Raw genomic sequence first — 24,554 nt, 5'->3', positions numbered from 1 at the left:
CCCCGGACAGTGAAGGAGTCCGGGGCCGTTCCCTTTCATCGTACAGGACCGTACGGGCGCCTGATACTGGTCTACCAGGCGTCTTCCCCTTGTGGTTTCATACGCAGACCACGGATAACGAAGGCAGGAATTAGAGATGCAGAAGACCGTCATCGTCCTCACCGACGACATCAGCGGCGGCGAGGCGGACGAGACTCTGACGTTCGGAGTCGACGGCAAGACCTACGAGATCGACCTGAACGGCAAGAACGCCGCGAAGCTGCGTGATGCCCTGGCCCCGTACATCGAGAAGGGCCGTAAGACGGGCGGCAGGCCGGGTGCTGTCAGCCGTGGGCGTGGTGCGGCCAAGAGCAGTGGCGAAGACACGGCAGCGATCCGCGAGTGGGCCAAGCAGAACGGCTACGAGGTCAACGACCGCGGCCGTGTGCCCGCGACCATCCGCGAGGCGTACTCGAAGGCCAACGGCTAAGCCTGAGTCCTGAAACAAAGAAAAGCCCCCCGGCCGCAGCCGGGGGGCTTTTCATTTCCATCTCTCAACCCGAGGTAGACCCCTCTACCTCAGCTGTGGGCTGTCAGGCAGTAGGAGCCTGGACAGCAGGGGCCGGCGCCTCGGTCGGCTCGGCGGCAGCCTCTTCGGCGGCCTGCTTCTCGTGCAGCTTCTCAAGCTCAGCAAGTGCGAGCTGGCCCGCCTCAGCGAGAGCCCACGCGGTGGCAGTCTTCGCATCCTGCTTGCGCTGAGCGACCTCACCGAGACCGAGCAGACCAGCGACGACACCAACGAGGGCTTCCCACGGGACGCCAGGCCAACGGGCCGCAAGGACAGGCAGGACGGCCCCGACGAGGCCGATTAGGCGTACAGCGTGCTTCGACAGGAAGGACTTCATATCGACTCCTCAGGGGCTCACATGGAGCCGGTAAGAATGTGAATCAGGAACCACACGGCAAAGCCCGACCACACGCCTGTGAAGAGCGCGCGGCCGGGCGCGGTGTGGACATGGAACCAAGAGCGGACTCGTTCAGAGAGCGTGTCGCCCTGCTGCTTGCTCGCCAGGCCGCGAGCCTCAAGGGCCGCAAATGCGAGGACCCAACCGCCCCACACCCAGTCAGCCGAAGTCACTTGCAGCTCTTAGTGCTTGACGGCTTGGGAGAGGGCTTGGCGGTGGCCTTGTGAGTCGGCTTGGCGGACGCTTTCGGCGTCGCCTTGGGAGTCGCCTTGGCGGTAGCCGAGGGCTTCGCCGGCACGTTGATGGTCTGGCCCGGCTGAATCGAATCCGGGTTCTTCACCTGCGGGTTGGCGGTGAGCAGGGCCGCGAGGGTGACACCAGCCGCCACAGCGATGGACGTGAGGGTCATGCCGCTCTTGACCACGACCTTCTTCAGGCCGGTTGGCGTCTTCGGCTTCGCGGGCGTCGAGGAGACGGGACCGCTCGCCTTCGTGGCGTAGTGGAAGCCCGCCTTGCCCTTGAGAGCCGGGTCCGCGGTGGTCACTCCCTCAGCGAACTTCGGCAGGCCGTAGCCGTAGGTGTTCGCGTCGCGCCGAGCGCGCTTCCGCAGATAAACCCCATCGCCTTCGGGCGAGTTGTTGACGTTGGTATTTCCCTCTACCGTGTAGATGTAGGTCGAGTCATACGCGTAGACGATTCCGGTGTGGGTTCCACCGTTCGGGCCGAAAAAGACCTGAGCGCCGATCGCGGGGTAGTCCGAGTAACGGCCCTTGGATCGGAACCAGTCCAGCGCGGTCGCGCAAGACGCGGTACGCGGGAACAGGTCGGCGTTACCCGACTTGAGTGCAGCCCAGGAAACAAACAGAGCACACCACGGGTAGCCGCCGGCGCTGACCCAAGCCATGCCCGGCACCTGATCGGCGTACTTCTCCTTGTTGTTCCAATGGCCTCCGGAGAATCCTTCCTTGTAACCCTGCTCCGCCTTGGCTACCTTGATTAGCTCTGCGGCACCACTCATGATGTAGACCCCCTTCAGGGCATGAAAAAGGAGGCCGGGCAGAAACCCGACCTCCGATGAAGTCAGTTGTCAGATGCGGAGCGCTCTAAGGCGCTCTGGATCGAGGGCAGTTAGAAGCTCGATCAGTCGAGCGTTCTCCTTCTCGATGCGGGAAAGCCGCTCCTTGATCTCGTCAAGGTCGTCCTCAAGGCGGTCAGCCCGAGCCTTCTGAGCCTCCGCCTCCTCTTTCCAGATGTTTCCCGTGCCCTTGCGCCAGCTCGCATACACGACCACCACAGCGGCGGCGAGAGTGCTGATCAAGGAGACGAGGTCATTGAGATGCATTACGCCTCCCTGTACCAGCCTTGGATGGTGAGAATCGTGTTCGATGCGATGTTCTGACCCTGCATGCTGATGTTGGTGGGGCCGCGAACCGCATCGACGGTCGAGCCGCTGCCGCCTGCGAAAACCACGGCGGTGCCGCTTCCGGAAACGAAACTGTTCGATCCGGCAACAAAGTTGTCTATGTGCACCGTTAGAACCTGTCGCGACGTGTTCGCTCCGTTCCCATCACGGAAAGGAGTGCTCGGAAGCGTGAATGTCAAGTTAGAGGTTCCGGAACCTGCCGCAGAGGCGACGAGATAGACCTCAACGAAGACGATCTTGCCGAACTTCTTGTACCAGCCGAGTACATTGCTCCAGGTTGCCGACCCCGCATTGCCGATGGTCGGCGTGTAAGAGGTCCATGTCGTTGCGGAGACAGTCAGGTCACCACCGACGACGAGAGCGCCATCCGTCTTCAGCGTGTTGGCTGCGGAGCGGTAAAGGGTGGTGTCCTGCGTGTTCGTGCCATCGCCCCACTGATGCTTGCCGTCAGCAGACGTAAAAAAGCGGGCGTTTGTGTCTCCAGTGACACGGATCGAATGTGCGATGGTGCTAGCGCTGGCGCTGTAAACCCTCAGGGCGGCACCGGTCAGCCCGAGGAACCCGGTTCCATCGCGGTACAGGCTCATGTCACGGGCCGCAGTGCCAGGCCCCCAGGAGATCTTGCCGTCACTGGTGACTCTCACCCGGTCAAAGGCGTCGCCAGTCACGTTGATGCCGAAGGCGTCGTTGCCCGCGGTGCTCTGAGAGAACTTCGGAAGGCCGGTGAGCTGAGGGTTACCGGAAAACGTCGGGTTGCCCGAGTGCACCGGGGCGCCGGTGAAGGTGCCCGAGAGGACACCGCCGCTGATCGTCTTGTTCGTGAGGGTCTGGGTGTCCGTCGTGCCGACGACTGCGCCGGTAACGCCGTGGACACCAGTGGTCAGAGCCTTAGCTCCCGAGATCTGGCTGTCCGCGTAACTGCGGTCCCCGTGCGGGTCAATCCCGCTGATGTGAGAGTCCAGACGTTCCCCGACCGTGACGGAGACGAGAGCGACCCTGGTCCCGCCTCCGAAGTCCACCCAGAGACGTTCGTATCCATCGGGGCCGTAAAAGGCTGCGACGTATCCGTGTGCGTCTGCTTGAAGTTGAAGGATCGGGGCGCCGTTGATGTCGGTCAGGTCAGTCAACTGTGCCGCGCCGGCACTCGGGCCGTCCCAGACAGTTCCCACGGCATTAGCGACACGGGCGCCGGTTGCGTCTTCGGCCACTGCATCGGCTGTACCGCCGAAGAGGTTGCGTGCCAAATGGCACCTCCAAGGGCATGAAAAAAGGCCCTGCTGGAGATGCCAGCGGGCCTAACTCGTAAAGTGTCAGTGTTAGTTGCCGAAGGTAGCTGCCTCGTACACTCCGGAGATCTTCAGGTTCGACAGCGGGGGAATAGCTCTTAGGCCGTCCAACCCCTCGGACGTGTTGGTCGAGTTGGGGTAGAGCAGGGTAGCTGTGCTCTGTGCAGCACTGCCCTGACTGATCTCGGCGTGAATGTCGACAACGTTCGGAAGTCCGCCGTTGTAGTTGGGGTTCCGAAGAACACCCTTGACTACCTGCCCCGTAGCGCCACTAGCGGGGGTCGGGAGAGTGAAGCCCACTGAATTCGACCCTGTCCGAGTCGGAGCCCCGTCCTCCCAGTCGTTGACCAGGTACACCGAGAAATAGACGATGCCGGGCGCGATCCAGCGCCACCGTCCAGTTTTGTTGGCATTCGGGAGGTCGACGTTCACGTTGACCAGGCTCGGCGTATAGCCACGGGACTTGGAGAGGTCACGCGAAATCACGTTGCCATCACGGCCGACCCAATATTCAGTCTGGGTGTCCGTGTTGTTCGAGTCCATGTCGATCAGGAAAGATCCGTTAGAGCGGTACGCAGCCGCCTGAATCGCGTTCCACGGCACTGCAACGGTCTCGTGGCCGTCGAACGGCATGATCGGCACCAGGGACAAAGCACCACTGTTGGCCGGCACGGTGACCTGGTGAAGGGGCATCTCCCAGATACCGCCGTAAGTCTTCGTCAGCGCCGGCGCCTTGGGCGTCGCGGCGGGCTGGCCCTGGACCACGGCCAGGTTGACGCTGCTGGTGGACATGTTCGCCCGGAGGACGATCAGGTCTATGCGCCCCGTAGAGCCGGAGTTCGCAGCGATGGTGACCGTGGACGCGGCCGTGAGCTGGTAGTAGAAGCCTCCGACGAGGGCCCTGCCCGGCTGGAGGGTCACCGTAGTGCCGTTGCTCACGCTCGCCTGGAACGGCAGGGAGAAGGCGTCAATGCTCGTCTGGTCGAGCCGGAAGTCCACCCGGTCCTTGCCGAAGATCCGAGCAAGGTACTGCCACTGAGCCTGAGAAACCATCTGTGCTCCGCCGCCCGCACTATCGGCGGCAAAGGGATAACTTACCTCGTTTGCCATTACATCCTCGCCTCAAGTCGACGGAGTTTTTCACGCATCTCGAATACGGTCTTGTAGAGATTCAGAGGGTTACCTGAACCCTGGTCACCGATGGACGGGGAGACGGTTTGCGTCTGTCCGCCTGAGTCCACGGTGATGGACACCTCTCGCACGATGTCTGTGTACTCGGTTCCGTCGACGGAAACCGTCACGATGTCGCCCACGAAGTAATCGCGACCGAATTTGATGTGCGGGGTGTCAAGTGGATAGATCTGGAAGTTGCCGTTCTTGGCGCCCTGCGTCAGGGCGTCGGTGGCAGCCTGCGTTACGGCTTGCTGGGCTGTGGCGAACTGCGCGTCGGTCACGCTGAGATCAGCCTTGATCGGCTGGCCCGTGGTCGGGTCTGCCTTGATGGGGAGGTCCCGGCGGTCTACCCACTGCTCGATCTGCCGACCCCACTCGGCCTCAGTGTCCGTGTCGATCTGCTGGTAGATGTACCGACCCTTGCCGGTGCCCTGGCAGGCCACGAAGACGCGGGTGACGGTCGGTGCCGTCAGCGACCACGTGAACTCTCTGAGGTTGCCCAGCTCCTTCGAGAACCGCACGTCCTTGGACAGGTTCCGCGGGGCGAAGATGTGCAGGTTGATGCACTTGCCGTTGGGGTCCCACACGCAGCGGTAGCCGGCGCCCTGGTTACCGGAGCCGTTGTTGGTGGTCCAGGACTCCAGCTTCGACCCGATGACATCCCACTGGAGATTGTCAGAGACGGTCGTGCCGAACGACACGTCGCCCTCGAAGATCACGTTGCCGATCCGGCGCTCAGCAACAGCACCAGGCCCAAGAGCCTGGTACAGCTCGGACCAGATCAGGTGACCAGCCGGGCCGGAAACTGCTCGGGCGTCGTCTGTGGCCGACCACTGCTGTGTCGCGGACTTGGTGGGGTCAGGGAAGGCGAGGCGGCTGTACGCCAATTTGTTGTCACACGATCCACCGAAGTACAGGGAGCCCAAAGATGTGTGCTGGTCGTTGGTCCAGTAATGCTGGAAGGTTTCGATCTGTCCTGTGAGGATCGGGGTATCCACCTCGTCCTGATAGATCGCGACCCCGCCACCCTTTTGCAGCATGTCAGCCTGAGGGGTGCCAGCCTCCACAAGGATCTGCCACGATCCGGCCGCGCAGTACCTCACCACCACGTCCATGGAAATCCATGTGTCGATGATGCCTATTCGGTTCAGTGCAGCGTCGCGCACCTCCACTCGATAGCCCATTTACACCTCATGTCAGTAAGTTGCATAGCGCGGCACAAGCTCCAGCTTGACCGTGGGAGTTCCGCTTCCGGAGACGAGATCGGCCTGAACGGTCGAAGGGCCGGCGGGCACGGACCAGAGGACGGGGTTGGCGTCCAGGAGAGGGAAATAATTCGTTCCCTGGTCGTCGGTGATGGTCTTCCAGCCGGGCCGACAGTCGACGGTGAGTGTCCGGCCTACGGCAAGGCAGTCAGTCCCGCCCGGCTGTGCTGGGATGCCCCAGGAGGACCCGTCAGGGCCGGTGAAGCTGAAGTGCTTCAGAGGCCCGGTAATCGTCCAGACGGGCCATGCCTCGATATCGCCCGGGTTGTCCACGATCAAGGATCCCGAGGCCGGCGTTCCTGAGTTGAGCTGGAGCGGGAGGAACGGGTTCCCGAGGAACGGGAACGACTGGCCGAAGGACCAGTGGGCCTCGACCTGCACGTCACCGTAGAACCACGGGTCTATCGCGGTGAGTTGGATGCCGTAAGAGATCCAGGTGAAGCCCGCGCTGTCCACGGATTCGCTGCCTTCCATGCCGCTGGCGTAGTAGCACTGGATGCGCCGGGCGGCACCGTCCTGCTCGATGAACGTCAGGACGCAGTAACCGTTTTTGGGGTTCAGCGCGTTGGCGAGCTTGCGCTTGAAGGCAAGAAACGTCTTGCGGTCGATTCCGTAGACGAAGAGAGGCAGGAGGATCGGCCTCGCTGCCGCCCTCGTCCCTCGGTAGATCGAGCCGTCAAGGTTGGGGGAGTCGTCGGTGTGCATCTCGAAGGGAGGCATGTCCAGTCCGGATGCACCGGGCTGAAGCACGATGGTTGGCCATGCCCCATTGGTGAGACCGGTGAGGGGGATTTCCTCCCCCTCACCGTTGGCGCCTCTGATCGACACGTAGGTGTGCTGCCAATCCTCTGGAATCGGGATCAGTGGGTTGTGGTCCCACTCTCCGCTACCCGGGATGTATGGCCCTGCGGGAATCGGCATTCAACACTCCTTGTCGATTACAGTGCCGCCATCGTCTCTGCGTACTTCATCGCCCGGAGAACAGACTGAGTTGTGTTCTCGGCCTTGGCCTCGTGGATGTGAATCTCGTAGCGAGGCCCATTCATGGAAGCCGTGTCCTTGGCGTTGTAGACGCGCTCACCACCTCGGAAATTGATCAGCTCGGGACCCTTCTCGCCAACGAGGGCGACACCGGGAGAAGCGGACCGGGTACCGGTCGCATAGCCCTTGAGCTTGCTGACAGAGGTGGTCTTCGTGGTCTTACCGCCCACGGTTCTTTCGGTAACCGTGGTGGTCGTGCCCTTAGCCGGGTCGGTCGTCGTGGTAGTAACCGTGGTGACCTTCCGGCCCTTCGAATCCGTCGAGTAAGTGGTCCTCACCCGAACCGTCTTCTTCTTGGCGGTAGTCCCTCCACCCTTGACCGCCTGGCCTTCGCCAGTGAGCCAAGTAAGGAGAGTCGCCAGACCGGCGTTGACCGGAGTCTTCGAGTTGAAGTGCAGCTTTTTCTTCAGGGTCTTCGTGATCGTGTCAGCGATACCCTCGATAGCCTTCTTCAGCTTGTTGTCCTTTTCGGTCAGCCCGTTCACAAGCGACTGAGCGGCAGCCTTACCCGCTTTGTAGTACGAGCCAGCCACCGACTTCCCGAGGGAATTCGAGGCGTCACCGATAGCCTTATAGGTCTTGTTGTAGTCAGCCACCTGAGAGGAAGTCGACTGCAACAGGGCCTTGGCCATGGCGTCACCCTGTTCGGGGCCTGCCTGGGCAACCTCGGCAATGATCTCCTTGGAGAAGCCCTTCTTGACGAGCGCGCTCATGTCCTTCTGGAAGGACTTAATCGCGGCCAGACGCTCGTGCAGGCTGTGTAGGCCGGCAGATGCCGACACGCCATCCTGGTTGAAAACGTCCGTCAGCGACCGCAGACCACTGGCCTTGTCCGAGATGGACGACGCCAGAGAGGCTTCGTCCTTCTTGATCTGAGCCAGCTTGGCGTTCGCGTCCTTGAGCTTCGGGGCCAGGTCAGCCCGCTGCTTGACGAGCTTCTGGAGCTTCTTGTTCTCTCCGTCGAGCCACTTGTTCAGGGAGTTCGCCGTACCCGAGCTGATCCGGTTCGAGGTGAACGCGTCCTTGATGATCTGGTACAGCTTGTTCACCGCGGAGTTCAGCGACGAGACGCCCTTTTCGGCGTCCGCAGCCACACCCGTGGTTCGCTTGCTTCCCGTGCCAGTCGCGTATCCCTTCAGCACCTTGACCGCAGCCAACATGCTGTCCTGGTGGTTCAGGACGGTTTCACCGCCACCGAAATTCACCAGCTCCGGGCCCTCTTCGCCAACCCAGGCCCAACCCTTTGCGGCCCCCGCCGTCCCAGTGGCATAGCCCTTGGTCCCGGAGAGAGCCTTTTCCCAGCCCTTTCCATATCGGTGGACGGCATAGTTGAGGCCCGCATAGATGTTGGCAAGCGGGTCATTCATGCCCCGGTTCCGGTAGGGGCCGGCGTACGCGTTGAACGTACTCGGGATGGTCTGCATAAGGCCCTGAGACGGGTGTCCAGCCTTAGCGTTCGAGTCCCAAGTATTGATGATCGACGGGTTACCGCCGGACTCCACTCCGATTCGGTGAAGTACCAGGCTCGTGTCAGAGAGCGGTAGCCCGAGCTGGGCAAGCGCCATCTTGACCTGAGGAGTCCAGCGGGTAACCGCTGAACCCTTGCCGGGAGTGCTGAGTACAGTATTGGCGAGCTTCGTAACATCCGGAGACTTCGCCTTCAGGTGACTTCCGGAGAAATCAAACAGCCCCTTCAAGTTCGGGAGGCTGTCCTTCGCTGTCGACTCGATATCGCCCCAGACCTGGGACGCATAGTCCATCGGGTTCGAGTAGATTTGCTTGATGGTCTTGACCATATCGATCACGCCATCGTATTCGCCCTCTACCAGATCCCAGACGCCCGTTACGGTGTCCTTGATGGCGCCGACCGGATCTGACAGGAAGCTAGCTCCGGAGGAGAAAACGGACTTGACGGTATCCCAAGCACCGCCGAAGAAATCGCCCACGACGGTCTTCAGGGTCTTCCAGGAAAGGAGATCGTTGAGGAATGATTCTCCTCGCTGGAGAATGTTGCCGTTGCCCTTCCAAACGTCCTGCCAGAACAGATCGCCGGCCCGAGGGCCGATCGCGCCACCGACAATGCCGATAGCCTGACTCCAGCCGTCCGGGATAGGGAGCTTCTTGAGCAGCTTCCACGAGTCCCGAGACATGAAGTTCTTCATGCCTTCGAGCCGCTGAGCCAGGTCCGAACCGATGAAGTGAGAGCCCGAGGTGCCGGCGCCGATGACACCGGTCTGAGCGTCACCGCCAAGCCCGCGAGAGGTGCCGTCCATCGTCATGGTGGCGAACGCGCCGAGTGCATCCCCTGAGACGTTGAAGTTCTTCGACGCCTCGATGAGCTTGTCAAGGCCCATCTTGGAGAGGATGCCGCCGCTGGCGAACTTCAGAGCGTGGCGGACTCCGCCGGTGCCCTTCGTCCGGGCAAGGTGGTTCATCTTGTGAATGAATCCGTGCCCAACAGCCTCCGTGAACTCAGGCCGCATAATCGATTCGCCACCCGACAGCTCAAGCACGCCGCCCGTGGGGCTGACGAACTTGTGCACGTCCCTGCCCGGAGTGAATCCAGGAAGGACACCACCAGCGGCCTTCTTAGTCCGCTTGGTCGAGTGGGACCCGCCCCCTTCTCCGGGAGCGTGCTTCGCGATGCGGTTCAGTTCGAGATTGAGGGCGGCAGCAGCGCCGCCCGTTTCTTCGAGCTTCTTCTTGAGCTTCCCTATCTGGTCCGTTACGTCGTTGGTCTTCTTCGAGTTGAGCTGACCAATTCGATGGATTAGCGAAGTCTCACCAACGCCGACCTTCCTAGCGGTGGAGTCGGTCTCGTCCTTCACGGCCCGGACCTCGCCCACCAGGGCCGTGAGAGCAAGCGCGTTGAGCTTGTTCACCTGCTTCTCGGCACCCTTGACCGCACTCGTCAGGCCACCGGTCTTCGTCGTCAGACCCTTGACCTCGCCGGTAACGCCGTTGAGGTTCTGTTCGTCCAGCGCCTTCACCGCGGCCTCGGCGTGCTTGGTGGAGGTCTTGAACTCGTCGTCCTTCTGCGTGGCCTTCTTGAACTCGTCTTCGAGGCCCTGGAGCTGGAGCGACCGGAGGTTCTTCACCGCGGTCTCTGCGTCCCGGACAGCCTTCGCGGCCTGGTCCGCCTTCTCCTTGAGGCTGGTCTCCTTGCCAGCGAACTCCTCGGCAAGGGACTTCAGGTTCTCGGTCTTCAGGTCAGCGATCTTGGTCTTCAGGTCCGCGATCTGGCGATCAAGGGCCTTCACGTTGTCCTGTGCCGCTGTCGTGCTGAGCTGGATGGCGTCAGCCTGACGGCTGGGACTCTGGGCCGTACGTCGAGCCGAGTAGCCACTAGAGAAGCCGTCGCCCCTGGCCATCGATGCGATGCCGCTGCCGACAGCGGTACCGACCCTCACCGTCCCCCTGGTGAGCTTGAAGGCTCCCTTGAGGACGCCGGCCGCAGGAGAGAGGATCTTCGTGACCAGGCCGACGAGCTTGGCCAGCGTGCCGAGCGCGAGAGCGGCGCCACCGATGATGGCGGCGAACTTCCCGACCTTGATCAGCATGTCCTCAAGGGCAGGGTGCTTCTGGACGAACTTGACCGTCGTCTTGACCCAGCCCGTGAAGGTCTGGAGGTCGTTGAAGAACTCCGTGATCAGCTTTCCCGCAGGCTTCTTCAGGCCCTTTCCGATCTCGCCTACTGAGTCGAGGAACCCGCCCTTGCCCATGAGCGCCTTACCGGCGCCCGTGTACTCGTACAGGCCCTTGTTCTTGCCGTGCTTCTGCTGGGTGATGAACATGTCAGCAAGGCCGAACTTGCCCTGCTCCCACATGTTCGACAGCCGGGCGGAAATGGTGGCTGAGCCCTGCGTCTTAGCCGCGCCGGCAACCTTCTTGTCCTGACCGCGCTTCAGCAGCGCATCGACAACGCCCTCACCGGGAACACCGCCCGTGGTTTTGGCGTTGGCCATCCAGTCCATCATCTGAGCCGAAGCGGTGTATTCCTTCGGCAGCTTGATGTGAATGCCGGACTTCTTCTGCTGCGCTAGCTTGCCCTTGATCTCGGACTTGGTGAACGAACGATCCTTGAAGCCGAAGGTGTTCGCCAGTTCCTCAATGGGGATACCGGCATTGTCGGCAAGGGACTTGACGTTTCGGAGAGAGGCACGGTCAGCGTCCTGCATGATGCTGACGGCGTACATCGCACGACCCACCTGGTTGGGGTCGGTGATGCCCGCGAACGCGGAGAGGTTACCGATTGCCTGAACAAGGTCAGTGGCTCGCTTGGACGCCTTCGAGGAAGACATTCCGTGAGACATGCCAGCACGCGCATACTGCGTGCCGTACTTGAACATGTCCTCGACGCTGTAAGGCGTCGCAGTGCCGTAATCCTTCAGGGTGTTGATCTGCTTCGCAGTGTCCTTGTTGGACACGCCCATGCGCTTGAGGGCCGTCTGAGACTGCACCACCGAGTCAGCAGCGGACACACCCAGGTACGACATGGCGCCGGCCGCCGTCATCAGAGGTGTGACGAGGCTTCGGTTTACCGTGCTGCCGAACTCGGACAGGGTGGTGCCGAGCTTGCCAATCTTGCCGCCCATGTTGTAGACGGCTCCAGTCCAGCTCTTGTCAACCTTGGCAGCGTTGGCCCGCAGCGTCCGCATTGTGGCGTTGTTCTGCCGAATCGTCTCTGCGGCGGAAGCCTTGGCGGCCTGTGCCGCCCTGAGAGCAGACTGAGCCGACGCGAGGTTCGCGGACCTCTCGACCTGCAACGTGGCGAGGGCCTGAGCCTTGCGGGAGTTGTACGCCTCCGTGTAGGCAGCCTGAGCCTCCCGAGCGGCGTTCTTCGCCGCGGTGGCCTCCATGGACGCCTGGCGGATGATCAGCTTGGAGAGGGAGGAGATCTGAGCCTCACGAGCCCGCGCCTGGCGGGCGACCTCTGCGGCCTTCTCCTTCTCGGCCGCGATGACGGCCTTAGCTGAAGCCTCGACCTCAGCCTTCTCCGTAGCAGCGATGCGAGCGTTGGACTTCTCGACGTACTTGGCGAAAGCCGCCTGCTGCTTCTCCCGCTCGGCAAGCTCCTTCTCCTGCGCAGCCGTGACCGCAGCCATGGCCTTGAGGTAGCTAGCGGCCTCGGACCGGGTGAGCTTCTTCCGGGCCTCGATGGCGTTCTTCTCGGCCTCGACGCGCTTAGCGGCCTCTTCCCCGTACTGGGCCGTGACCCACGCCTGTAGCTTCGCCTCAAGTCGAGCGACCTGCTTAGCAAGCTCTTCCCGAGTCTTGGAGGACTCGGCTATGGCCTTTTCTGCCCGCTCCAGCTCTGCCTTCAGTGCTACCTGATCCATCTCGGGGGTGATCAGGATGAACGCAGACCCGACCTTGATACTGCCCTTAGCCGACATCGGTCCCCCTTAGAGGTTGCTCATACGGTTGAAGAAATCGATCACCTCGTTCGTGGAGGCGTGCGAATAGTCGGCGGGCTCTGGTTCTTGCTCGACCTGACCCGGTCGCGGAAGGGGTGCCGGCGCAGGGATGTCGTTGCTGTCGTCGCCAGAATTCGCCTGGATGAAGAGCCAGTTGTTCAGCTCAAGAGCGTCAGAGATTCGGGCCAACAGATAGTCGGACTCAGTCCATTCGGCGGCTTCATCGACGGTGGCCGCCAACACCGAACGTCCTGTCTGGCGAAGGAGAGAGTTGATCAGGACGGAGACACGGCGCAAAGAGAGCCGCCCACGCCACAAGTCCAGAAGGTCAACCCCGAAGAACTGAAGCAAGTCAGCCTCAAGTTCCTCGGGGTACTTCCGTATGACGTAGACGGCCCTTGTCAGTTTCCCGTGGCCTTGTTGATCTTCGCGTTGAAGTCCTGGAAGTCACGGATGGTCGGCCGGGTCTTCCGGTACTCCTGCCACTGCTCCTCACCGAGGACAATGCGGACCGCTTCGAAATCATTTTCGGCAAAGACGACATCGACGGGGTAGTCCATCGGGGACGGCAGGGTGTAGGTCTTGCCGTTGTGCTCGACCTCGATCACGTCGGCAGTGGCCTCCGCCTCAGCGGCAACCAGCTCGGCGTCAGCGTCGGGAACCTCGACGGTCTCAACGGTCTCAACGGTCTTGTCGTCAGCCATGGGAACTCCAAAGGAAGCAAAGGGGGTTTGGGGTGAGAGAGGGTGCCGGGGACTACGAGCCCTCCCCGGCAGGGGCGGGAATTAATTCAGAGCGTCACGGGGTGACGGAACCGCTCATGTCCTGGTTCGTGAAGACCGAGCCGAGAACGCCGTTGGAATCCAGCGCCTCAATGGTGAGCTGGTACTCCTGCGCAGCAGTCCGGACGAGCGTGATAGCGCCTCGGTCCTGAACCATCGCCCGAGGAATCACGACGCGGTTGAGGACGGAGCCCTGAGACCAGTCCACGACAATGGAAATCTCCTGAAGGGCCGGCGTGCTGGCCAGGTCGAGCTTGTAGTGGCCGGTGGGAGTGCCGCCGGTACCCGTCACCTCGGTCCACTGCGCACCGAAGAAAAGCTCAGTGGTGTTGATGTTGGACTCGGTGAAAGTCGCCTGGATAGAGAAGGTGGCGGAAGTGACGTTGTAAAGAACCGGGACCGCGCTCTGCCACACATTGACGGGGTCGGTGTTCACCTGAGGGGTAATGGTCACGCCCGCGTCGGTTACGTAGCCGAGAGAGGTGTAACCGGTCGGGGCGGTCGTACCGTCGCCCACATCGGTGGGCAGAGTGGCGCCAACGGCCGGCGCCATGTAGACGTAACCGTTCGGCGCAAACCGAATCTTGCTGGTATCCACGTTGGGCATGCAGGCTCCTTTGGGGGAAACAAAAAACGGCCCCAAAGGGGGCCGTGAGGCAGGGAAGTTGAGCTGTTAGTCGTCGGTGGTCAGGAACACGGAGACCTCGCCCGTGTACGCGGGCTCAAGAGACTGCTCGTCGGGATGCCAGTGAGGCGCAGAGATCTCGTGCACGTCGAGCACCAGGGCCCCATTGAGGGCCAGGCCCGGAAGCTGCTCTAGGAGATACGTGCGGACGACGTAGGCAAGGGAGCCGGCCTCTGCCGCGCTCTGGCCGTACACGTCGTAGAGGATGTCCATGCGGTCCATGCGGTCCCGCGTCAGGCGGTAACCACCGGCCTGGATCAGGTAAACCGTTGTCTCACCGACATTCCGGCCTACGAGGGTTCCTGTCACCGCACCAGCGGGGATCTCGGGGCACGTGCTCAGGTAGTCGATCAGAAGGGGGAGCGGGTCAACTCTCAATCAATACGCTCCTGTTCCAGCACCTTCTTGAAGAAGAACCGTCCGGCATGTCGATGTCCGGCCGGGTCGCGGTAGCCCTCTTCCTGGAGCATCGCGTGTCGTGCTCGCTCGTTCTCTTCGATGACGATGTATCCGACCCACTCATCCCCGACCTCTTCGACGTAGGGAGTTATGTTCTTCTTGATCGAGAACTCGTCGGTATACACGTGAGGGCCGCGAGGGGCGGCCTTGACCATTCGCCCTGCAAGCTCCGAAGTCTTCGCCACGACAAGGGCGTTGACTGGAGCCGAGTGCATGAGCTTGGTTTCGAAGCCTGCGGTGCGCTCGAACGTGAAGCGCTCGTTTCCATACCGGCGCTTCGGCATTACTTGGTCACCATCCTCACGTCGAGCATCGTGTATTGGCGGGAACCGAGCCGCCACTTCCACGCCTCACCCTCGGGATGCCATGTGTTTCCCTGAAACTGAATCCGGTCAGCGGAATCAACATCGACATCGCCGGGGAGGTAGAGGGTGGCCCTGTTGAGGGCGGTCTCGCGGCGGGCCTCGTCTGCCTTCCACGCACGCCGGTACGGGACGCCGGCACCCATGCCGGACCACACGGTGGTCTGGTTGTCCCAGTCCCGATGCTTGCCGTAGTCGTCGGTGACGAGCTGGGCGCGGTAGATGGTTATGTGGTCGTTGAAAAGCGCCATGGGATCTCCGGTTCATTGGTGCGGGAAAGGGAGATCGACGCAGCACGCTGCCGGTACTTCGACAGCATCGACTTAGCGGCCTCGGACAGGCCGGAGTTGTACGCGGTGGCCGCGTACTGGACCTCAAGGTCACCGGTCTTCTCCATGACTGTTCCTGGAGAGACGGAAAGCCACCTGATCACCTCTGAACAGACGGCCGCCCTCACAGCGGCCGGCACAGCAGCCCAACCCCACGACGCCGTGACCGTGATCGCGGTGTACGAGGGAGCACAGCGAACGAAGAGCGTGCGCCCCACGACCCGCCACTCATCAGTGGTGAGAACGCGGTCCTGGTCCTCGTCGTACAGGGTGATGGCCGAGATGGTCAGGCCAGGGAACAGAGAGGGGGCCAGTTGAGCCTGGCCCCCCTCAATCACCAGCTCGAACGTCTCGTTGGTGTGCTGCTGGAAGTCGGTCCGGCAGTAGTCGGACACGAGCCCAGAAGCGTCATCGAGAAAGGCGGTGATCCTGGCGGCCTCCGTGCTGTCCGCGACGGGCCGCCCGAGACGGGCGACCACATCGTCAGTAGTTGCGAAGGCCATCAAGATCAGACGATCTCGGTCTCGGTGACCGTCACAGAGGCGTTGTGCGCGGTGATCGCAGCCTCAACACCGCGAGCCACGACGAGCTGTTCCGGCCGGATGACCTTGGCGTCGTAGATGACGCGGCTCTTGATGGCGTCGGTGAAGGTCGCCTGAGGCTTGTACGCCTCCATCTGCGCGAACGGGATGACCACCGAAGTAGCAGCCGTGCAACCCATGTAGAGGTCAACGGCCTCGAACTTCTGGTTGCCCTTCTTGATCAGCGGGTTGTTCGGACGGGTGTGGCTACCGAGGGCGTTCGCCACGGTGACCGGGACACCGAGGATGGTGCCGATCGCAGAGGCGCCGTTCGGGATGACCGCCTGCCCGCCGTACACCTGCGCCTCGATGAACTTCGGGTCCTGGAGCAGGAGCGAGCGCATACGCGGGGAGATGAACAGGAACCGGTCCGCGGGGGCCGACTTGATGTCAAGGTTCTCCAGCATCGCGACGACGTAGTCATAGACGCTGAGGAAACGATTCGCAGCCTTGCGCGTGGTGTTGTCACCGGTCGGGGCGTCGGTGATCTCGTCAATCTGGCCGTGCAGAGCAGGCAGGCCGGAAACGGTGGAAGCCGGGTCGGCAGCGCCGTTCAGGTCCTTACCGGAAACAGCGGCGAGAAGAGTCTGAGCCACGACTTCATCGAGCTTGACCGCCATAGCGCGAGCACGCTGCGCGATCAGGTTGGACATCAGGTCAATGCCGCCCTTGGTCTGGAGCTGGTGAAGCGCGTCGACCTCGATGTGGAAGGACGAGCCCTTGGCCACTCGCATGTCGATGTACTGGAGCGAAGCGTGGTCGGCGGAACCGACGGAGCCGTACGCCGGCACCAGGCCCTTGTCGGAAACCTGGTCGTTCACGAAGTGCGGGATGTGGACGACATCGCCCTCACGCCGGAACTCGCCCTCGTACTGGCGATTCGTGAACTTCGCGGAGGCGAGAACAAGCTCCTCTTCGAGGTCCTGGAGAAGTTCCGCAGTCCAGATCTCGGGAATGAAGACATTCCCGGACGCTGCCTGAAGGCCGGTACCAGCCTGAGTGTTAAAAGCCATGCATTACCTCACTGGATAGGTCAGATTTCACCCCTGAGAAGCGCGTCAAGACGGCCTTCCTGGCGGGCCTTGTTGATTTCCGCGGGGGTCATGTTGGAGAGATCAGCTCGGGTGAGCTGGTTAGCGCCGGGAGATCCCTGGCGGCCAAGACCGATGTCCTGGCGAAAAGCGGGCGGAGCATCCCGCTTGGGGAGTGACGACACGAACTGAGAAAGCGCGTCGGCGTTCACCTGGCCGTCGTTGCCGACGAACCGAGACATGTTGAGGAAGTCAGCCGGGGGGAGGTCCACGCCGGCAGAAGCGGCTAGAGCACGAAGCTCGGCCTCAGCAAGTCGAGTGCCAACCTCGGACAGAGCGGCGTTTCGGGCCTCAGCCTTTGCGGCCTCGATGGCCTTTTCGGCGTCGGACATACCGGCCTGCTTGAGCGCGTCGCGCTCACTGGACGCGTCCTTCCACCGCTGCTCGTTCGTGCGGGAAAGGGCCTTCCACTTATCCACCTCAGCCGTGAGGCTTTCGATGGTCGGCGTCTGATCCTGGGATGCGTCAGTCGACTGCTGTCCCGGCTCGTTGCCGGTGGAAGTGCTCTGCTGGTTGTCGTCACTCATGGGTCACCCATCCATTTCGGTATGCGGGCATGAAAAAAGGCCGCCATTTCGGCAGCCGTCGTGATGCGTTGTAGGGGTTACTTGGCCGGGTTCTGCTTCCGGGCCTGATTGCCGCTGTTGCCCTGCGGCGGCTTCTTAGCCGTGGCCTGGGCCTTAGCTGACATGCCGGGAGGACCGGCAGCCTTGTCCTTCTCCTTGCCCGGAGGCTCGTCGCCATCGGGCTCCTGTATGGGCATGGGGTACTTCGTCGCGAGTTCCATTGCGGCCTTCGCGTCCTGTTCCCTCATGTCCTGGAAGCGTTCGATCTGTTGCGGCGTATATCCGGCATCGGAAAGAAGTTGGTCTCTGGGAACGCCAATCATCTGGAGCTTCAGAAGAGCATCCATGTGTTGGGCTTCGGTTCTATTCTCCGGGTCCCGCCAAATCGTTTCTGCGGACCACGCTTCTGCTCGGGCATCGCCCTTCACGGCGAAACAGAGCCGCATGACCTGTTCCCAAGCCTCACCGAAGTGGAGCATTCGTTCCCTGGTCTTAGCTATGAGGCCGGCCTCAGCTGCGGTGATGCTTTCACCGCTCGGTATCTGCCCGCCACCGTTGATGAAGTAGTGGAAGGGAATGCGGCTGATCGAAGCCATGTGCTGAACCAGCATCTCGACCAGGACCACATAGTTCGAGAGGTTCGCAGCCTCGAACTGGCCGAACTTGGCGTTGGGGTCCTCGGCCTGGAGCAGCTTGTCCACCGCGACCTTGAACGGCTCGACGGGGTTGCCGTGGTCGTCTTCCACGATTTCCAGGCCGGTGACGTATCGCTGGGGCCAGGCCGCATACTCGGAGGCCACCAGGGCGTCAGCCACGGTCTTGTTCACCGCGTCCTGGATCGGGATGACCACGTGAAGGTCTGAGACCGGATCACGCAAGAGACGGGACCGGTTGGAGATGGGGACGACCGGAATCACGCCGAGGGGGTTCGGGGAGGCGTCGCCAGCCTCCCAGGTGTACGTGCCCTTGGAGAATGTGTAAACGGCGTCAGGGAGCCACAGAGTGACCCACTGACGGCCCCAGTCGTCGTAGTAAAACTTGGCTGCGGCGTCCAGCTCGTGACGGCTGCCCGGCTTGTACTGGACGATGAAGTTCTCTGCCGACTCGATGGTGATAGTCGGGTCGCCCTTCTTGTCCGCCCACACCACGGCGTACGAGACGCCCTGAATCATGGCGTCGAGCATCGCGGCGTTCGACTCGGAGTCCATGAAATTCCGCTGCCAGATGTCCCGAGCGTCCCTGTCGGCGTCGGGTTCGTCCGTCATTCGGAATCCGTCGATGAACAGCCGCTCATTGACTGAGTCCACGATCATGCCGCAGAAGTTGTCTCGCCACGTGTCGAAAGTGCTGTGAAACTGGTCGAAGTGGCGGACCTGCGCGAACATGAGCCGCTGGTGGTAGCCGTCGTAATACTGCCCGTAGATCTGGTATACCGCCTTGCGGCGAGCCAGCTTGGAGTACAGCCAGTCAAGCCACTGTTCCGGTGTGGCCGGCGCCAAGCCAACGGGCACTTCATTGGGAGAAGTGTCAATTCCGAGTACGCTCAAAATCCAACCACCCTAGCTCTACGTCGTTTAAGCCGCCCATCCGCGATGGCGTCAGCCCTCGCCTCGAAAGCGAGGACCGCGCACACAGCAAGGTCGATCTTCTTTTTGGACCTCGGAGAATCCTTGGTTATTAGGAAGCCCTGAGGCACTTCCCGAACCACGGCGTTCAGCACGTGGCGGTTAAGGTCGTCGTTTCCGTCGTGCAGTAGGTCTTGGACCATCGCAGCAGTACGGAATCTTTCAACGGCCTGAACCATGCGCGTAGGCTTATTGGTCCAGAACTCGAAAACGTAGTCGTCGCCCCATTCGAGCGCCCAACGGCCGATGTTCTCCTGCCAGTAAGGCGGGTCGGCGTACATCCACTCAACGCGGTACGTCTCGAAGGCCCGCTTAACAGCGGCCTCTACAGAGAGAACGTCGACTTCCCAGTCAGGCTTATTGGGGTCCCTGGGGTTCTCCCAGAGGCCGAGAACGAACAGCTTGCCGTCTCGGAGCCGACACCCAACGAGGCCGGTCGCGTCACCGCGGATCGAGCCATCGAAGCCAATTGCGATCTGATCGCCGGGCTTGATGGGGTCCTGGTCCTCGAAACACTCGTCCCACTCGGCCTTGCTCATCCAGCCGTCAGAAGATTCCGCAATCCTGTTGCAAAAAAATCTGAGGTAGGTGCTGTCCGGTGTGGTGCGGTCGAAGAGGATCGTGCGAGTCAGGCCGTCGATGTCGGCCCAGGACGCGTCTCCGTACGCCTCCCTGAGGGCTTGGCGGACCTTGGCTTCGTCCCGCAGCTCGTCAGGCTCGATGTCCCCTTCGAGGCAGTCGTAGAGCCAGAGGCCCATCCGAACCATCTCGGACTCGTGGATCTGCTGAGCCACGGAGTCTTCGTTGGGGTTGTAGGCGTTGGTCGTGGTCACCCAGCGGGAGCCCGCGGCGGCCAGCTTCTCGACGTTGCGCTTGAGGGTCTGGAAGAACTCGGGGCCGCCGTTACTGCCCACCCAGTGGTGGACCTCGTCCATCAGGACGAACGTGGGCCGGTTGCCCTCGTTGGTTCGGCCGGCAGTGGCCTTCGGCTTGATCGAGCCAGGCTTGCCGCTCTTGAACTGGATGACGGCCTTACCGATGTCGAGCCCGAACTCCTTCTCAGCGGGAGACTCGGACAGACAGCCACGGATGAACTCCATGGTCTGTTCGGTCTGTTCGTAGGCGGTCGCACCGACCTGCACCGTAGGCAGGGCAACGGACTTGGCTACCGGGAGGCCGAAGGCGTTGAAGTGGGAGAACCTACAAGGCCCGATGAACTCGACAATCGCCAGAGTGGCGAGGAGAGGCGTCTTGCCCCATCCCTTGGCCCGGCGCAGGGTGCCGGCGCTGTACTTCCAGGTGCCATCGGGCTTGATCGCGTAGTACCAGAGGACGAAGCGAAGCTGCTCCCTGGTGAACTGCCAGGGCTCACCGGCCCTGTCGCCGTCCGGCTGGACGATGTACTTGCTGCACCAGCGGATGACCTCGTACCCGAGCGTTTCCTTCGGAGAGGGAACCCCCTCAGGCAGGTTGCCTGTCTGCAAGGGATCACCTCTTCAGTTACTCGGATAGGAGTCGATACAGCTCCTCGTCTAGGTCTGTGGTGGGGTCGGCCGCGGCCGTGCCGTCGGCCTGGTCCTGGCCCTGGGCGTCGTCCTCGATGGACATGCGGAGCCTCGCGCGGTCCTCGACCGTCGCGCCCCACTTGGCAACCCGCTGCCGGATCTCACCGGCAACCTTGGTGTCGCCTTGGTAGAAGGTGTCCACGAGCTTGGTTGTGATCTCCAGCTCGGCCCAGTCGGTCTCGATCCACTTACCGGCCTGCGGCGAAGTCGCCCAGGTGCGCCAGAACCTCTTGGCGCCGGCCGTCTTGATGCCGAGGCCAGGCGGGAGGGCACGGCCCTCGGTGGCTGAACCGGAGAGCGCCTGTGCGTGCTCGTGCTTGTTGCGGCGGACCGCGTTTTCCTTGGGCTTCGGGCCTCTCGTCACAGCCGTACCGCCTCAGGGTCGATCCCGTAGAGGTCACCCAGCTCCTCAAGCTCGAAGAGCGCGTCCTGCTTCCACTCAGACCGCTGTGCCGCCTTCGTCGGGCGCCGTACTGGCGTCTCGGGCACGCAGAAGTCGTAGAGGCAGTCAAGGCAGTGGCCGTTGCATGCGCTCATGCGCTCTCCGTTCTTGAAACAATTAAGAAACCCGGTCAGGGGTTCGGGCCGGGGGGCGGACTGGGTAAGGTGGCACCGCCGCCCTTGTGTGGGCTCGCGATGAAAGGACCAGCTGTGACGGCGAAGGCTGGCAGTCACGGACGCTTTGATGTCACGGTCAAGATCGAGGAATCGACCGCCGTTGTAGCCCTCAGCGGCGAGCTAGACCTGACTCATGCGCCCGTCCTCCGGGACGCATTGGATGCCGCCCTGGAGGGCGAGGTGTCCCGGGTGCTGATCGACTGCGCCAACCTGGGATTCTGTGACTCCACAGGGTTGAATGCGCTGCTTGCCGCTCGGAGTACCAGTGAGCCGAAGAGCATCACTGTTGAACTTGCAGCGATGCAGCCTGCCGTCGCCAGGCTGTTCGAGATCACTGGCGCCATCGCGCTGTTCCGCACATACCCAACGGCTAGCGAGGCGCTGAGGGCGCTCCAATGAGCTAGGCGTGATCCTCGTTGTAGGTCTTTCGTTTGTGGCACGGACGGCACAAAGTCCAGAGGTTGTCTGGCTCCCACGAGCCCCCGCGGGCTACCGGGACGATGTGGTCCACCTCAAGGTGCTCTCTCGCCCCACATTGCTGACAGGTGAAGCGGTCCCTAGCGAGAACCCGAGACTTTCTCTTCGACCAATCATGGGGTCGCGAAGCGTTGCGAGCACTCGTCCTATCCCAACTCTTCCGGAGCTGGTGTTCTCCACAGCGGCCGTCTCTCACGGCCGGGACGAGACAGCCAGGCTTCAGGCAGATGCTCTTGGCCCTTGGCATGTCTCCTCCTGAGGTCTGAGGCCCCGGCCGGCTTCTGGTCTGGCAGCCGGGGCCGACTCCTGGACACGCACCTGGAGCCTGGGCTCAACAGGGGGTCAAACAGGAGAAACTAAGTTGTCTAGTAGTTGATACAGAGACTCGAACGAATGTTCCAAAATTTTCTGTGACCTGTTCGTTCGCTCGTTTCACTCGCTCTCTCACTAATGATGTCGGTGTCACTCAGCCCGGGTTGGGACAGCAGTTGACTCCATTGAGACCGAGGTCACATTCTCTAGGTGTGACGACGCAACTACGCAGGTCACTGTGCGGATGGGACTTGATACTGCGACGCCAGGGCGGTATCTTGACCCAAGATCGGTACCGCCATGCCCAGTGATGAAACTGAACTCACTGACTATTCAGTGACGAAACCACACTGACAGGACCAGAGAGCAAATGACGAAACTGCCTGAGAATCCGGAGCTGCTGAAGCTCTACAGAAACGGCATGTCCGACAAGGAAATTGCCGAGCAGTTCGGTTGCACAGTTCAGGCTGTCAATTTGCGTTTCGTGGCTATGGGGCTTAGGCAGTACAGGCAAAAGGTGACAGCCATTCTCGAAAGTGCATGGCCCACTTCTGAAACACGCCGAGGTGAGTTCGTTCGCTTCAATCGCTATCGGGATTTGACCTGTTTCCTGCGTTGGCGTTTGGGCGACAATGAACTGACCGCCAACCAGATTCGTGGCGCAAAGCGATTTGATCGTGCCATCAGGGAAGGAAACTGTGTTCTCGACTTCCGGCCTGACTCTGACGAGCCATGGACGTTCGAGCCTCGCCACGAGTCAGACGGGCGCATGGTGATTCGCTGGCCTGAGGGCCGGCCGCTCCCCGAGGGAGCCCTTCGGGTCGCGCTCGACCTTCCCCGCGTTCCTGAGATCTAAGGGTTGCCTTAGCTACCGGGGGTAATGGCACTCAACCTCTCGACGACGGCGTCGGGAGGTTTTTTGATGCTCGGCCGCCCCGGTCTTCCCGCGTAGAATTAGGGCACTTTCAACATTTTGTGATCCCTTGAATCTTCACTCTGAGTAGTCAGTAACTGGAACCCATGCCTCCGTAAGGTCCATAGTGTCCGAATCGCCTGGTCCTCGATCGCCGAGCGTCACAGTTTCAAGATCGGCAATCGTGGTTGTATGTGACACGCACCACTCTTGACCCTCTCACCTGCAAAGACGAGGGCTGTTAACCCCTGATTCACCTTGCTACGTTGATTCACAGGGGCTTCACACGGGCTCCTCACTTCAGAACGGACAGGTACCCCGTGCGGGGGGTAGGGCCATGGGAGCGCTCATGACATTTGAGCTGGGAGTCGAGGACTCTGGTGCGATCCCGAAGGTGGTCCTGAGGGGGCATATACCGCACGTCCGAGACAAGGAAGACGTGCCGCATGAACACGCGATCCCGGACCTCTACGGACTCGGCCGCGGGTTCACACTTAGTGAGTTGGGAAATGCCGTACGGGGGGAGCGCCGACTGAAGGCAGAGTTGCTTGAGTTGATCGACCAGTGCACAGAGATGGTGTGCAGGGAGGACGACGAGACGCCCGGCGTCCTGATCATCCGTACTCGGGCGTACTCGAAGCGCCGGCCGAGGGCTGCCGTCGGGTACGTGGACGTGATCATGTCCGACCGGATGGACAACGAGGGGAGGACCCGCGTGCGTTCGCTCCTGGTTGAACTGCATGGCGAACTCATGGTCGAGGTGGAGCGAGTGAGTATCGATCGGCCTCATGCTCAGCTCCCCGGCAGTAATTCATTCAAGATCATCAGATACGCGAAGGCGGTGCTTGCTTGAGCATTGAGACGCAGCCCAGATCTGTCAGTCAGACGGAGCAGTATGAGAAGTGCGCGTGGCGCTTCTACCTTCAACGGGTAGACAGAGTCACACCCACGCCGGCCGCCTGGTCCAACCACGGCACGGCCTTCCACAGCGCTGCTGAAGCCTTCGAGAGGTCCGACCGGACCATGAGCGCAGAAGAGGCCGTACAGGTCTTCTCGGACGAGTACGCGGCCTTGACGAACGCTGCCCTGGACAAGGAGAGCGACACGGACCGGTGGTTGGCCGCGGGCCGGTACACGGGCGGTGAGGACATTGAGCGCCGGTACATCCTGGGCCAGGAGCAGACTGCCTACTACGTCGAGTGGGCGAAGGAGAACGGGCCGGACATCTGGAAGACGCCTGATGGGGAGGTGGCGCTTGAGCTGTACTTCCTGGTGGAGCTAGGCGGGGTCCAAGTCCGCGGGTACATAGACCAGCTCGTCACGGTGAAGGGCGCTGTACGGCCTCGGGACCTCAAGACGGGGAGCACGAAGTCGAAGTTCCAGCTCCAGACCTACGGCATCGCCGTGCGGGAGTTGTACGGCGTGGAGGTCAATGACGCTGACTGGTACCTCGCCAAGGATGGGCGCCTTTCCCGGCCGGTGAAGCTGGACCAGGTGAGCGCTGACGAGCTGGGCGAGCGGTACGCGGCGATGGACGCGGGAGTGAAGGCCGGCGACTTCCCTGCGTCTCCGGGCTATGACTGCAACTTCTGTGACGTGGCGCACGCCTGTTTTTTTCGCTGAAAACTTGAAAATGCGAC

General features: G+C 61.7%; 27 protein-coding genes. 6 read left to right on the top strand and 21 right to left on the bottom strand.

Annotation, left to right across the window (positions count from 1 at the left end; genetic code table 11):
- The first annotated feature begins 136 nt into the window (after positions 1 to 136).
- A complete protein-coding gene (locus ACFVYF_RS18870) occupies positions 137 to 469 on the top strand; it encodes an Lsr2 family protein (RefSeq protein WP_389456619.1) in 333 nt (110 codons plus the stop codon).
- 181 nt (positions 470 to 650) lie between these two features.
- Positions 651 to 851, top strand: a complete 201-nt coding sequence (locus ACFVYF_RS18865; RefSeq protein ID WP_389456618.1) for a hypothetical protein — start codon at positions 651 to 653, stop codon at positions 849 to 851.
- 262 nt (positions 852 to 1,113) lie between these two features.
- Here ACFVYF_RS18865 and ACFVYF_RS18860 read toward each other — a convergent pair whose 3' ends face one another.
- From ACFVYF_RS18860 to ACFVYF_RS18765, 20 genes are all read right to left on the bottom strand, one after another.
- Positions 1,114 to 1,962, bottom strand: a complete 849-nt coding sequence (locus ACFVYF_RS18860; RefSeq protein ID WP_389456616.1) for a LysM peptidoglycan-binding domain-containing protein — start codon at positions 1,960 to 1,962, stop codon at positions 1,114 to 1,116.
- A gap of 69 nt (positions 1,963 to 2,031) precedes the next feature.
- Entirely contained in the window at positions 2,032 to 2,286 is a 255-nt protein-coding gene (locus ACFVYF_RS18855; protein ID WP_389456614.1) for a hypothetical protein, read from the bottom strand.
- Complete coding sequence (locus ACFVYF_RS18850; RefSeq protein ID WP_389456612.1) at positions 2,286 to 3,611, bottom strand: hypothetical protein; 1,326 nt, start codon at positions 3,609 to 3,611, stop codon at positions 2,286 to 2,288. Before ACFVYF_RS18850 ends, ACFVYF_RS18855 begins: the two co-directional genes overlap by 1 nt.
- 72 nt (positions 3,612 to 3,683) lie before the next feature.
- A complete protein-coding gene (locus ACFVYF_RS18845) occupies positions 3,684 to 4,763 on the bottom strand; it encodes a hypothetical protein (RefSeq protein WP_389456610.1) in 1,080 nt (359 codons plus the stop codon).
- Positions 4,763 to 6,010, bottom strand: coding sequence for a siphovirus ReqiPepy6 Gp37-like family protein (locus tag ACFVYF_RS18840; protein WP_389456608.1), 1,248 nt, complete (start codon positions 6,008 to 6,010; stop codon positions 4,763 to 4,765). The genes ACFVYF_RS18845 and ACFVYF_RS18840 overlap by 1 nt, the downstream gene beginning before the upstream one ends.
- A gap of 12 nt (positions 6,011 to 6,022) precedes the next feature.
- A complete protein-coding gene (locus tag ACFVYF_RS18835) occupies positions 6,023 to 7,012 on the bottom strand; it encodes a phage tail domain-containing protein (protein ID WP_389456607.1) in 990 nt (329 codons plus the stop codon).
- A gap of 17 nt (positions 7,013 to 7,029) precedes the next feature.
- Positions 7,030 to 12,528, bottom strand: coding sequence for a transglycosylase SLT domain-containing protein (locus tag ACFVYF_RS18830; RefSeq protein ID WP_389456605.1), 5,499 nt, complete (start codon positions 12,526 to 12,528; stop codon positions 7,030 to 7,032).
- Positions 12,529 to 12,537: 9 nt separating this feature from the next.
- A complete protein-coding gene (locus tag ACFVYF_RS18825; RefSeq protein ID WP_389456603.1) occupies positions 12,538 to 12,900 on the bottom strand; it encodes a hypothetical protein in 363 nt (120 codons plus the stop codon).
- 50 nt (positions 12,901 to 12,950) lie between these two features.
- Entirely contained in the window at positions 12,951 to 13,253 is a 303-nt protein-coding gene (locus tag ACFVYF_RS18820) for a hypothetical protein (RefSeq protein ID WP_389456602.1), read from the bottom strand.
- A gap of 94 nt (positions 13,254 to 13,347) precedes the next feature.
- Positions 13,348 to 13,938, bottom strand: coding sequence for a hypothetical protein (locus ACFVYF_RS18815; RefSeq protein ID WP_389456600.1), 591 nt, complete (start codon positions 13,936 to 13,938; stop codon positions 13,348 to 13,350).
- Between the two features lie 66 nt (positions 13,939 to 14,004).
- Positions 14,005 to 14,238, bottom strand: a complete 234-nt coding sequence (locus ACFVYF_RS18810) for a hypothetical protein (protein WP_389456598.1) — start codon at positions 14,236 to 14,238, stop codon at positions 14,005 to 14,007.
- A 152-nt stretch (positions 14,239 to 14,390) separates the two neighbouring features.
- Entirely contained in the window at positions 14,391 to 14,759 is a 369-nt protein-coding gene (locus ACFVYF_RS18805; protein WP_389456596.1) for a hypothetical protein, read from the bottom strand.
- On the bottom strand, positions 14,759 to 15,088 hold the full coding sequence (locus ACFVYF_RS18800; RefSeq protein ID WP_389456595.1) for a hypothetical protein: 330 nt from the start codon (positions 15,086 to 15,088) through the stop codon (positions 14,759 to 14,761). The genes ACFVYF_RS18805 and ACFVYF_RS18800 overlap by 1 nt, the downstream gene beginning before the upstream one ends.
- A complete protein-coding gene (locus tag ACFVYF_RS18795; RefSeq protein WP_389456805.1) occupies positions 15,064 to 15,669 on the bottom strand; it encodes a hypothetical protein in 606 nt (201 codons plus the stop codon). Before ACFVYF_RS18795 ends, ACFVYF_RS18800 begins: the two co-directional genes overlap by 25 nt.
- 5 nt (positions 15,670 to 15,674) lie before the next feature.
- Positions 15,675 to 16,760: a hypothetical protein gene (locus ACFVYF_RS18790; RefSeq protein ID WP_389456593.1), complete on the bottom strand. Its 1,086-nt coding sequence runs from the start codon at positions 16,758 to 16,760 to the stop codon at positions 15,675 to 15,677.
- 20 nt (positions 16,761 to 16,780) lie between these two features.
- Positions 16,781 to 17,365, bottom strand: a complete 585-nt coding sequence (locus ACFVYF_RS18785; protein WP_389456591.1) for a hypothetical protein — start codon at positions 17,363 to 17,365, stop codon at positions 16,781 to 16,783.
- A gap of 77 nt (positions 17,366 to 17,442) precedes the next feature.
- Entirely contained in the window at positions 17,443 to 18,951 is a 1,509-nt protein-coding gene (locus ACFVYF_RS18780; RefSeq protein ID WP_389456590.1) for a phage portal protein, read from the bottom strand.
- Entirely contained in the window at positions 18,948 to 20,513 is a 1,566-nt protein-coding gene (locus ACFVYF_RS18775) for a hypothetical protein (RefSeq protein ID WP_389456588.1), read from the bottom strand. Before ACFVYF_RS18775 ends, ACFVYF_RS18780 begins: the two co-directional genes overlap by 4 nt.
- A 16-nt stretch (positions 20,514 to 20,529) precedes the next feature.
- Positions 20,530 to 20,958 carry a hypothetical protein gene (locus ACFVYF_RS18770; RefSeq protein WP_389456587.1) on the bottom strand — a complete coding sequence of 143 codons (429 nt, stop codon included), beginning with the start codon at positions 20,956 to 20,958 and terminating at the stop codon, positions 20,530 to 20,532.
- Positions 20,955 to 21,131, bottom strand: a complete 177-nt coding sequence (locus tag ACFVYF_RS18765; protein ID WP_389456585.1) for a hypothetical protein — start codon at positions 21,129 to 21,131, stop codon at positions 20,955 to 20,957. Before ACFVYF_RS18765 ends, ACFVYF_RS18770 begins: the two co-directional genes overlap by 4 nt.
- Before the next feature lie 114 nt (positions 21,132 to 21,245).
- Between ACFVYF_RS18765 and ACFVYF_RS18760 the strand changes: the two genes are divergently transcribed.
- On the top strand, positions 21,246 to 21,611 hold the full coding sequence (locus tag ACFVYF_RS18760; protein ID WP_389456583.1) for an STAS domain-containing protein: 366 nt from the start codon (positions 21,246 to 21,248) through the stop codon (positions 21,609 to 21,611).
- 1 nt (position 21,612) lies between these two features.
- On the opposite strand, the gene ACFVYF_RS18755 is transcribed toward ACFVYF_RS18760, so the two are convergent.
- A complete protein-coding gene (locus ACFVYF_RS18755) occupies positions 21,613 to 21,936 on the bottom strand; it encodes an HNH endonuclease (RefSeq protein WP_389456582.1) in 324 nt (107 codons plus the stop codon).
- Positions 21,937 to 22,371: 435 nt separating this feature from the next.
- Between ACFVYF_RS18755 and ACFVYF_RS18750 the strand changes: the two genes are divergently transcribed.
- The 3 genes from ACFVYF_RS18750 (at position 22,372) to ACFVYF_RS18740 (ending at position 24,537) form a co-directional block, all read left to right on the top strand.
- Positions 22,372 to 22,857, top strand: coding sequence for a hypothetical protein (locus ACFVYF_RS18750; RefSeq protein ID WP_389456580.1), 486 nt, complete (start codon positions 22,372 to 22,374; stop codon positions 22,855 to 22,857).
- Positions 22,858 to 23,263: 406 nt separating this feature from the next.
- Complete coding sequence (locus ACFVYF_RS18745; RefSeq protein ID WP_389456578.1) at positions 23,264 to 23,767, top strand: hypothetical protein; 504 nt, start codon at positions 23,264 to 23,266, stop codon at positions 23,765 to 23,767.
- Positions 23,764 to 24,537, top strand: a complete 774-nt coding sequence (locus tag ACFVYF_RS18740) for a RecB family exonuclease (RefSeq protein WP_389456576.1) — start codon at positions 23,764 to 23,766, stop codon at positions 24,535 to 24,537. Before ACFVYF_RS18745 ends, ACFVYF_RS18740 begins: the two co-directional genes overlap by 4 nt.
- The last annotated feature ends 17 nt before the right edge of the window (positions 24,538 to 24,554 follow it).

Origin of the sequence: Streptomyces sp. NPDC058274 (genome assembly GCF_042881375.1) — a bacterium.
GTDB lineage: Bacteria > Actinomycetota > Actinomycetes > Streptomycetales > Streptomycetaceae > Streptomyces.
The sequence above is the reverse complement of the archived record's forward strand: the minus strand, read 5'-3'. Positions and strand labels throughout refer to the sequence as shown.

Coding starts and splice junctions, on each gene's coding strand:
- ACFVYF_RS18785 (WP_389456591.1), bottom strand. CDS start 17,365: ATGAGTGACGACAACCAGCAGAGCACTTCCACCGGCAACGAGCCGGGA.
- ACFVYF_RS18805 (WP_389456596.1), bottom strand. CDS start 14,759: ATGCCGAAGCGCCGGTATGGAAACGAGCGCTTCACGTTCGAGCGCACC.
- ACFVYF_RS18795 (WP_389456805.1), bottom strand. CDS start 15,669: ATGGCCTTCGCAACTACTGACGATGTGGTCGCCCGTCTCGGGCGGCCC.
- ACFVYF_RS18860 (WP_389456616.1), bottom strand. CDS start 1,962: ATGAGTGGTGCCGCAGAGCTAATCAAGGTAGCCAAGGCGGAGCAGGGT.
- ACFVYF_RS18820 (WP_389456602.1), bottom strand. CDS start 13,253: ATGGCTGACGACAAGACCGTTGAGACCGTTGAGACCGTCGAGGTTCCC.
- ACFVYF_RS18815 (WP_389456600.1), bottom strand. CDS start 13,938: ATGCCCAACGTGGATACCAGCAAGATTCGGTTTGCGCCGAACGGTTAC.
- ACFVYF_RS18750 (WP_389456580.1), top strand. CDS start 22,372: ATGACGAAACTGCCTGAGAATCCGGAGCTGCTGAAGCTCTACAGAAAC.
- ACFVYF_RS18790 (WP_389456593.1), bottom strand. CDS start 16,760: ATGGCTTTTAACACTCAGGCTGGTACCGGCCTTCAGGCAGCGTCCGGG.
- ACFVYF_RS18835 (WP_389456607.1), bottom strand. CDS start 7,012: ATGCCGATTCCCGCAGGGCCATACATCCCGGGTAGCGGAGAGTGGGAC.
- ACFVYF_RS18840 (WP_389456608.1), bottom strand. CDS start 6,010: ATGGGCTATCGAGTGGAGGTGCGCGACGCTGCACTGAACCGAATAGGC.
- ACFVYF_RS18810 (WP_389456598.1), bottom strand. CDS start 14,238: ATGGACCGCATGGACATCCTCTACGACGTGTACGGCCAGAGCGCGGCA.
- ACFVYF_RS18855 (WP_389456614.1), bottom strand. CDS start 2,286: ATGCATCTCAATGACCTCGTCTCCTTGATCAGCACTCTCGCCGCCGCT.
- ACFVYF_RS18830 (WP_389456605.1), bottom strand. CDS start 12,528: ATGTCGGCTAAGGGCAGTATCAAGGTCGGGTCTGCGTTCATCCTGATC.
- ACFVYF_RS18870 (WP_389456619.1), top strand. CDS start 137: ATGCAGAAGACCGTCATCGTCCTCACCGACGACATCAGCGGCGGCGAG.
- ACFVYF_RS18755 (WP_389456582.1), bottom strand. CDS start 21,936: ATGCCAAGGGCCAAGAGCATCTGCCTGAAGCCTGGCTGTCTCGTCCCG.
- ACFVYF_RS18845 (WP_389456610.1), bottom strand. CDS start 4,763: ATGGCAAACGAGGTAAGTTATCCCTTTGCCGCCGATAGTGCGGGCGGC.
- ACFVYF_RS18745 (WP_389456578.1), top strand. CDS start 23,264: ATGACATTTGAGCTGGGAGTCGAGGACTCTGGTGCGATCCCGAAGGTG.
- ACFVYF_RS18800 (WP_389456595.1), bottom strand. CDS start 15,088: ATGGCGCTTTTCAACGACCACATAACCATCTACCGCGCCCAGCTCGTC.
- ACFVYF_RS18765 (WP_389456585.1), bottom strand. CDS start 21,131: ATGAGCGCATGCAACGGCCACTGCCTTGACTGCCTCTACGACTTCTGC.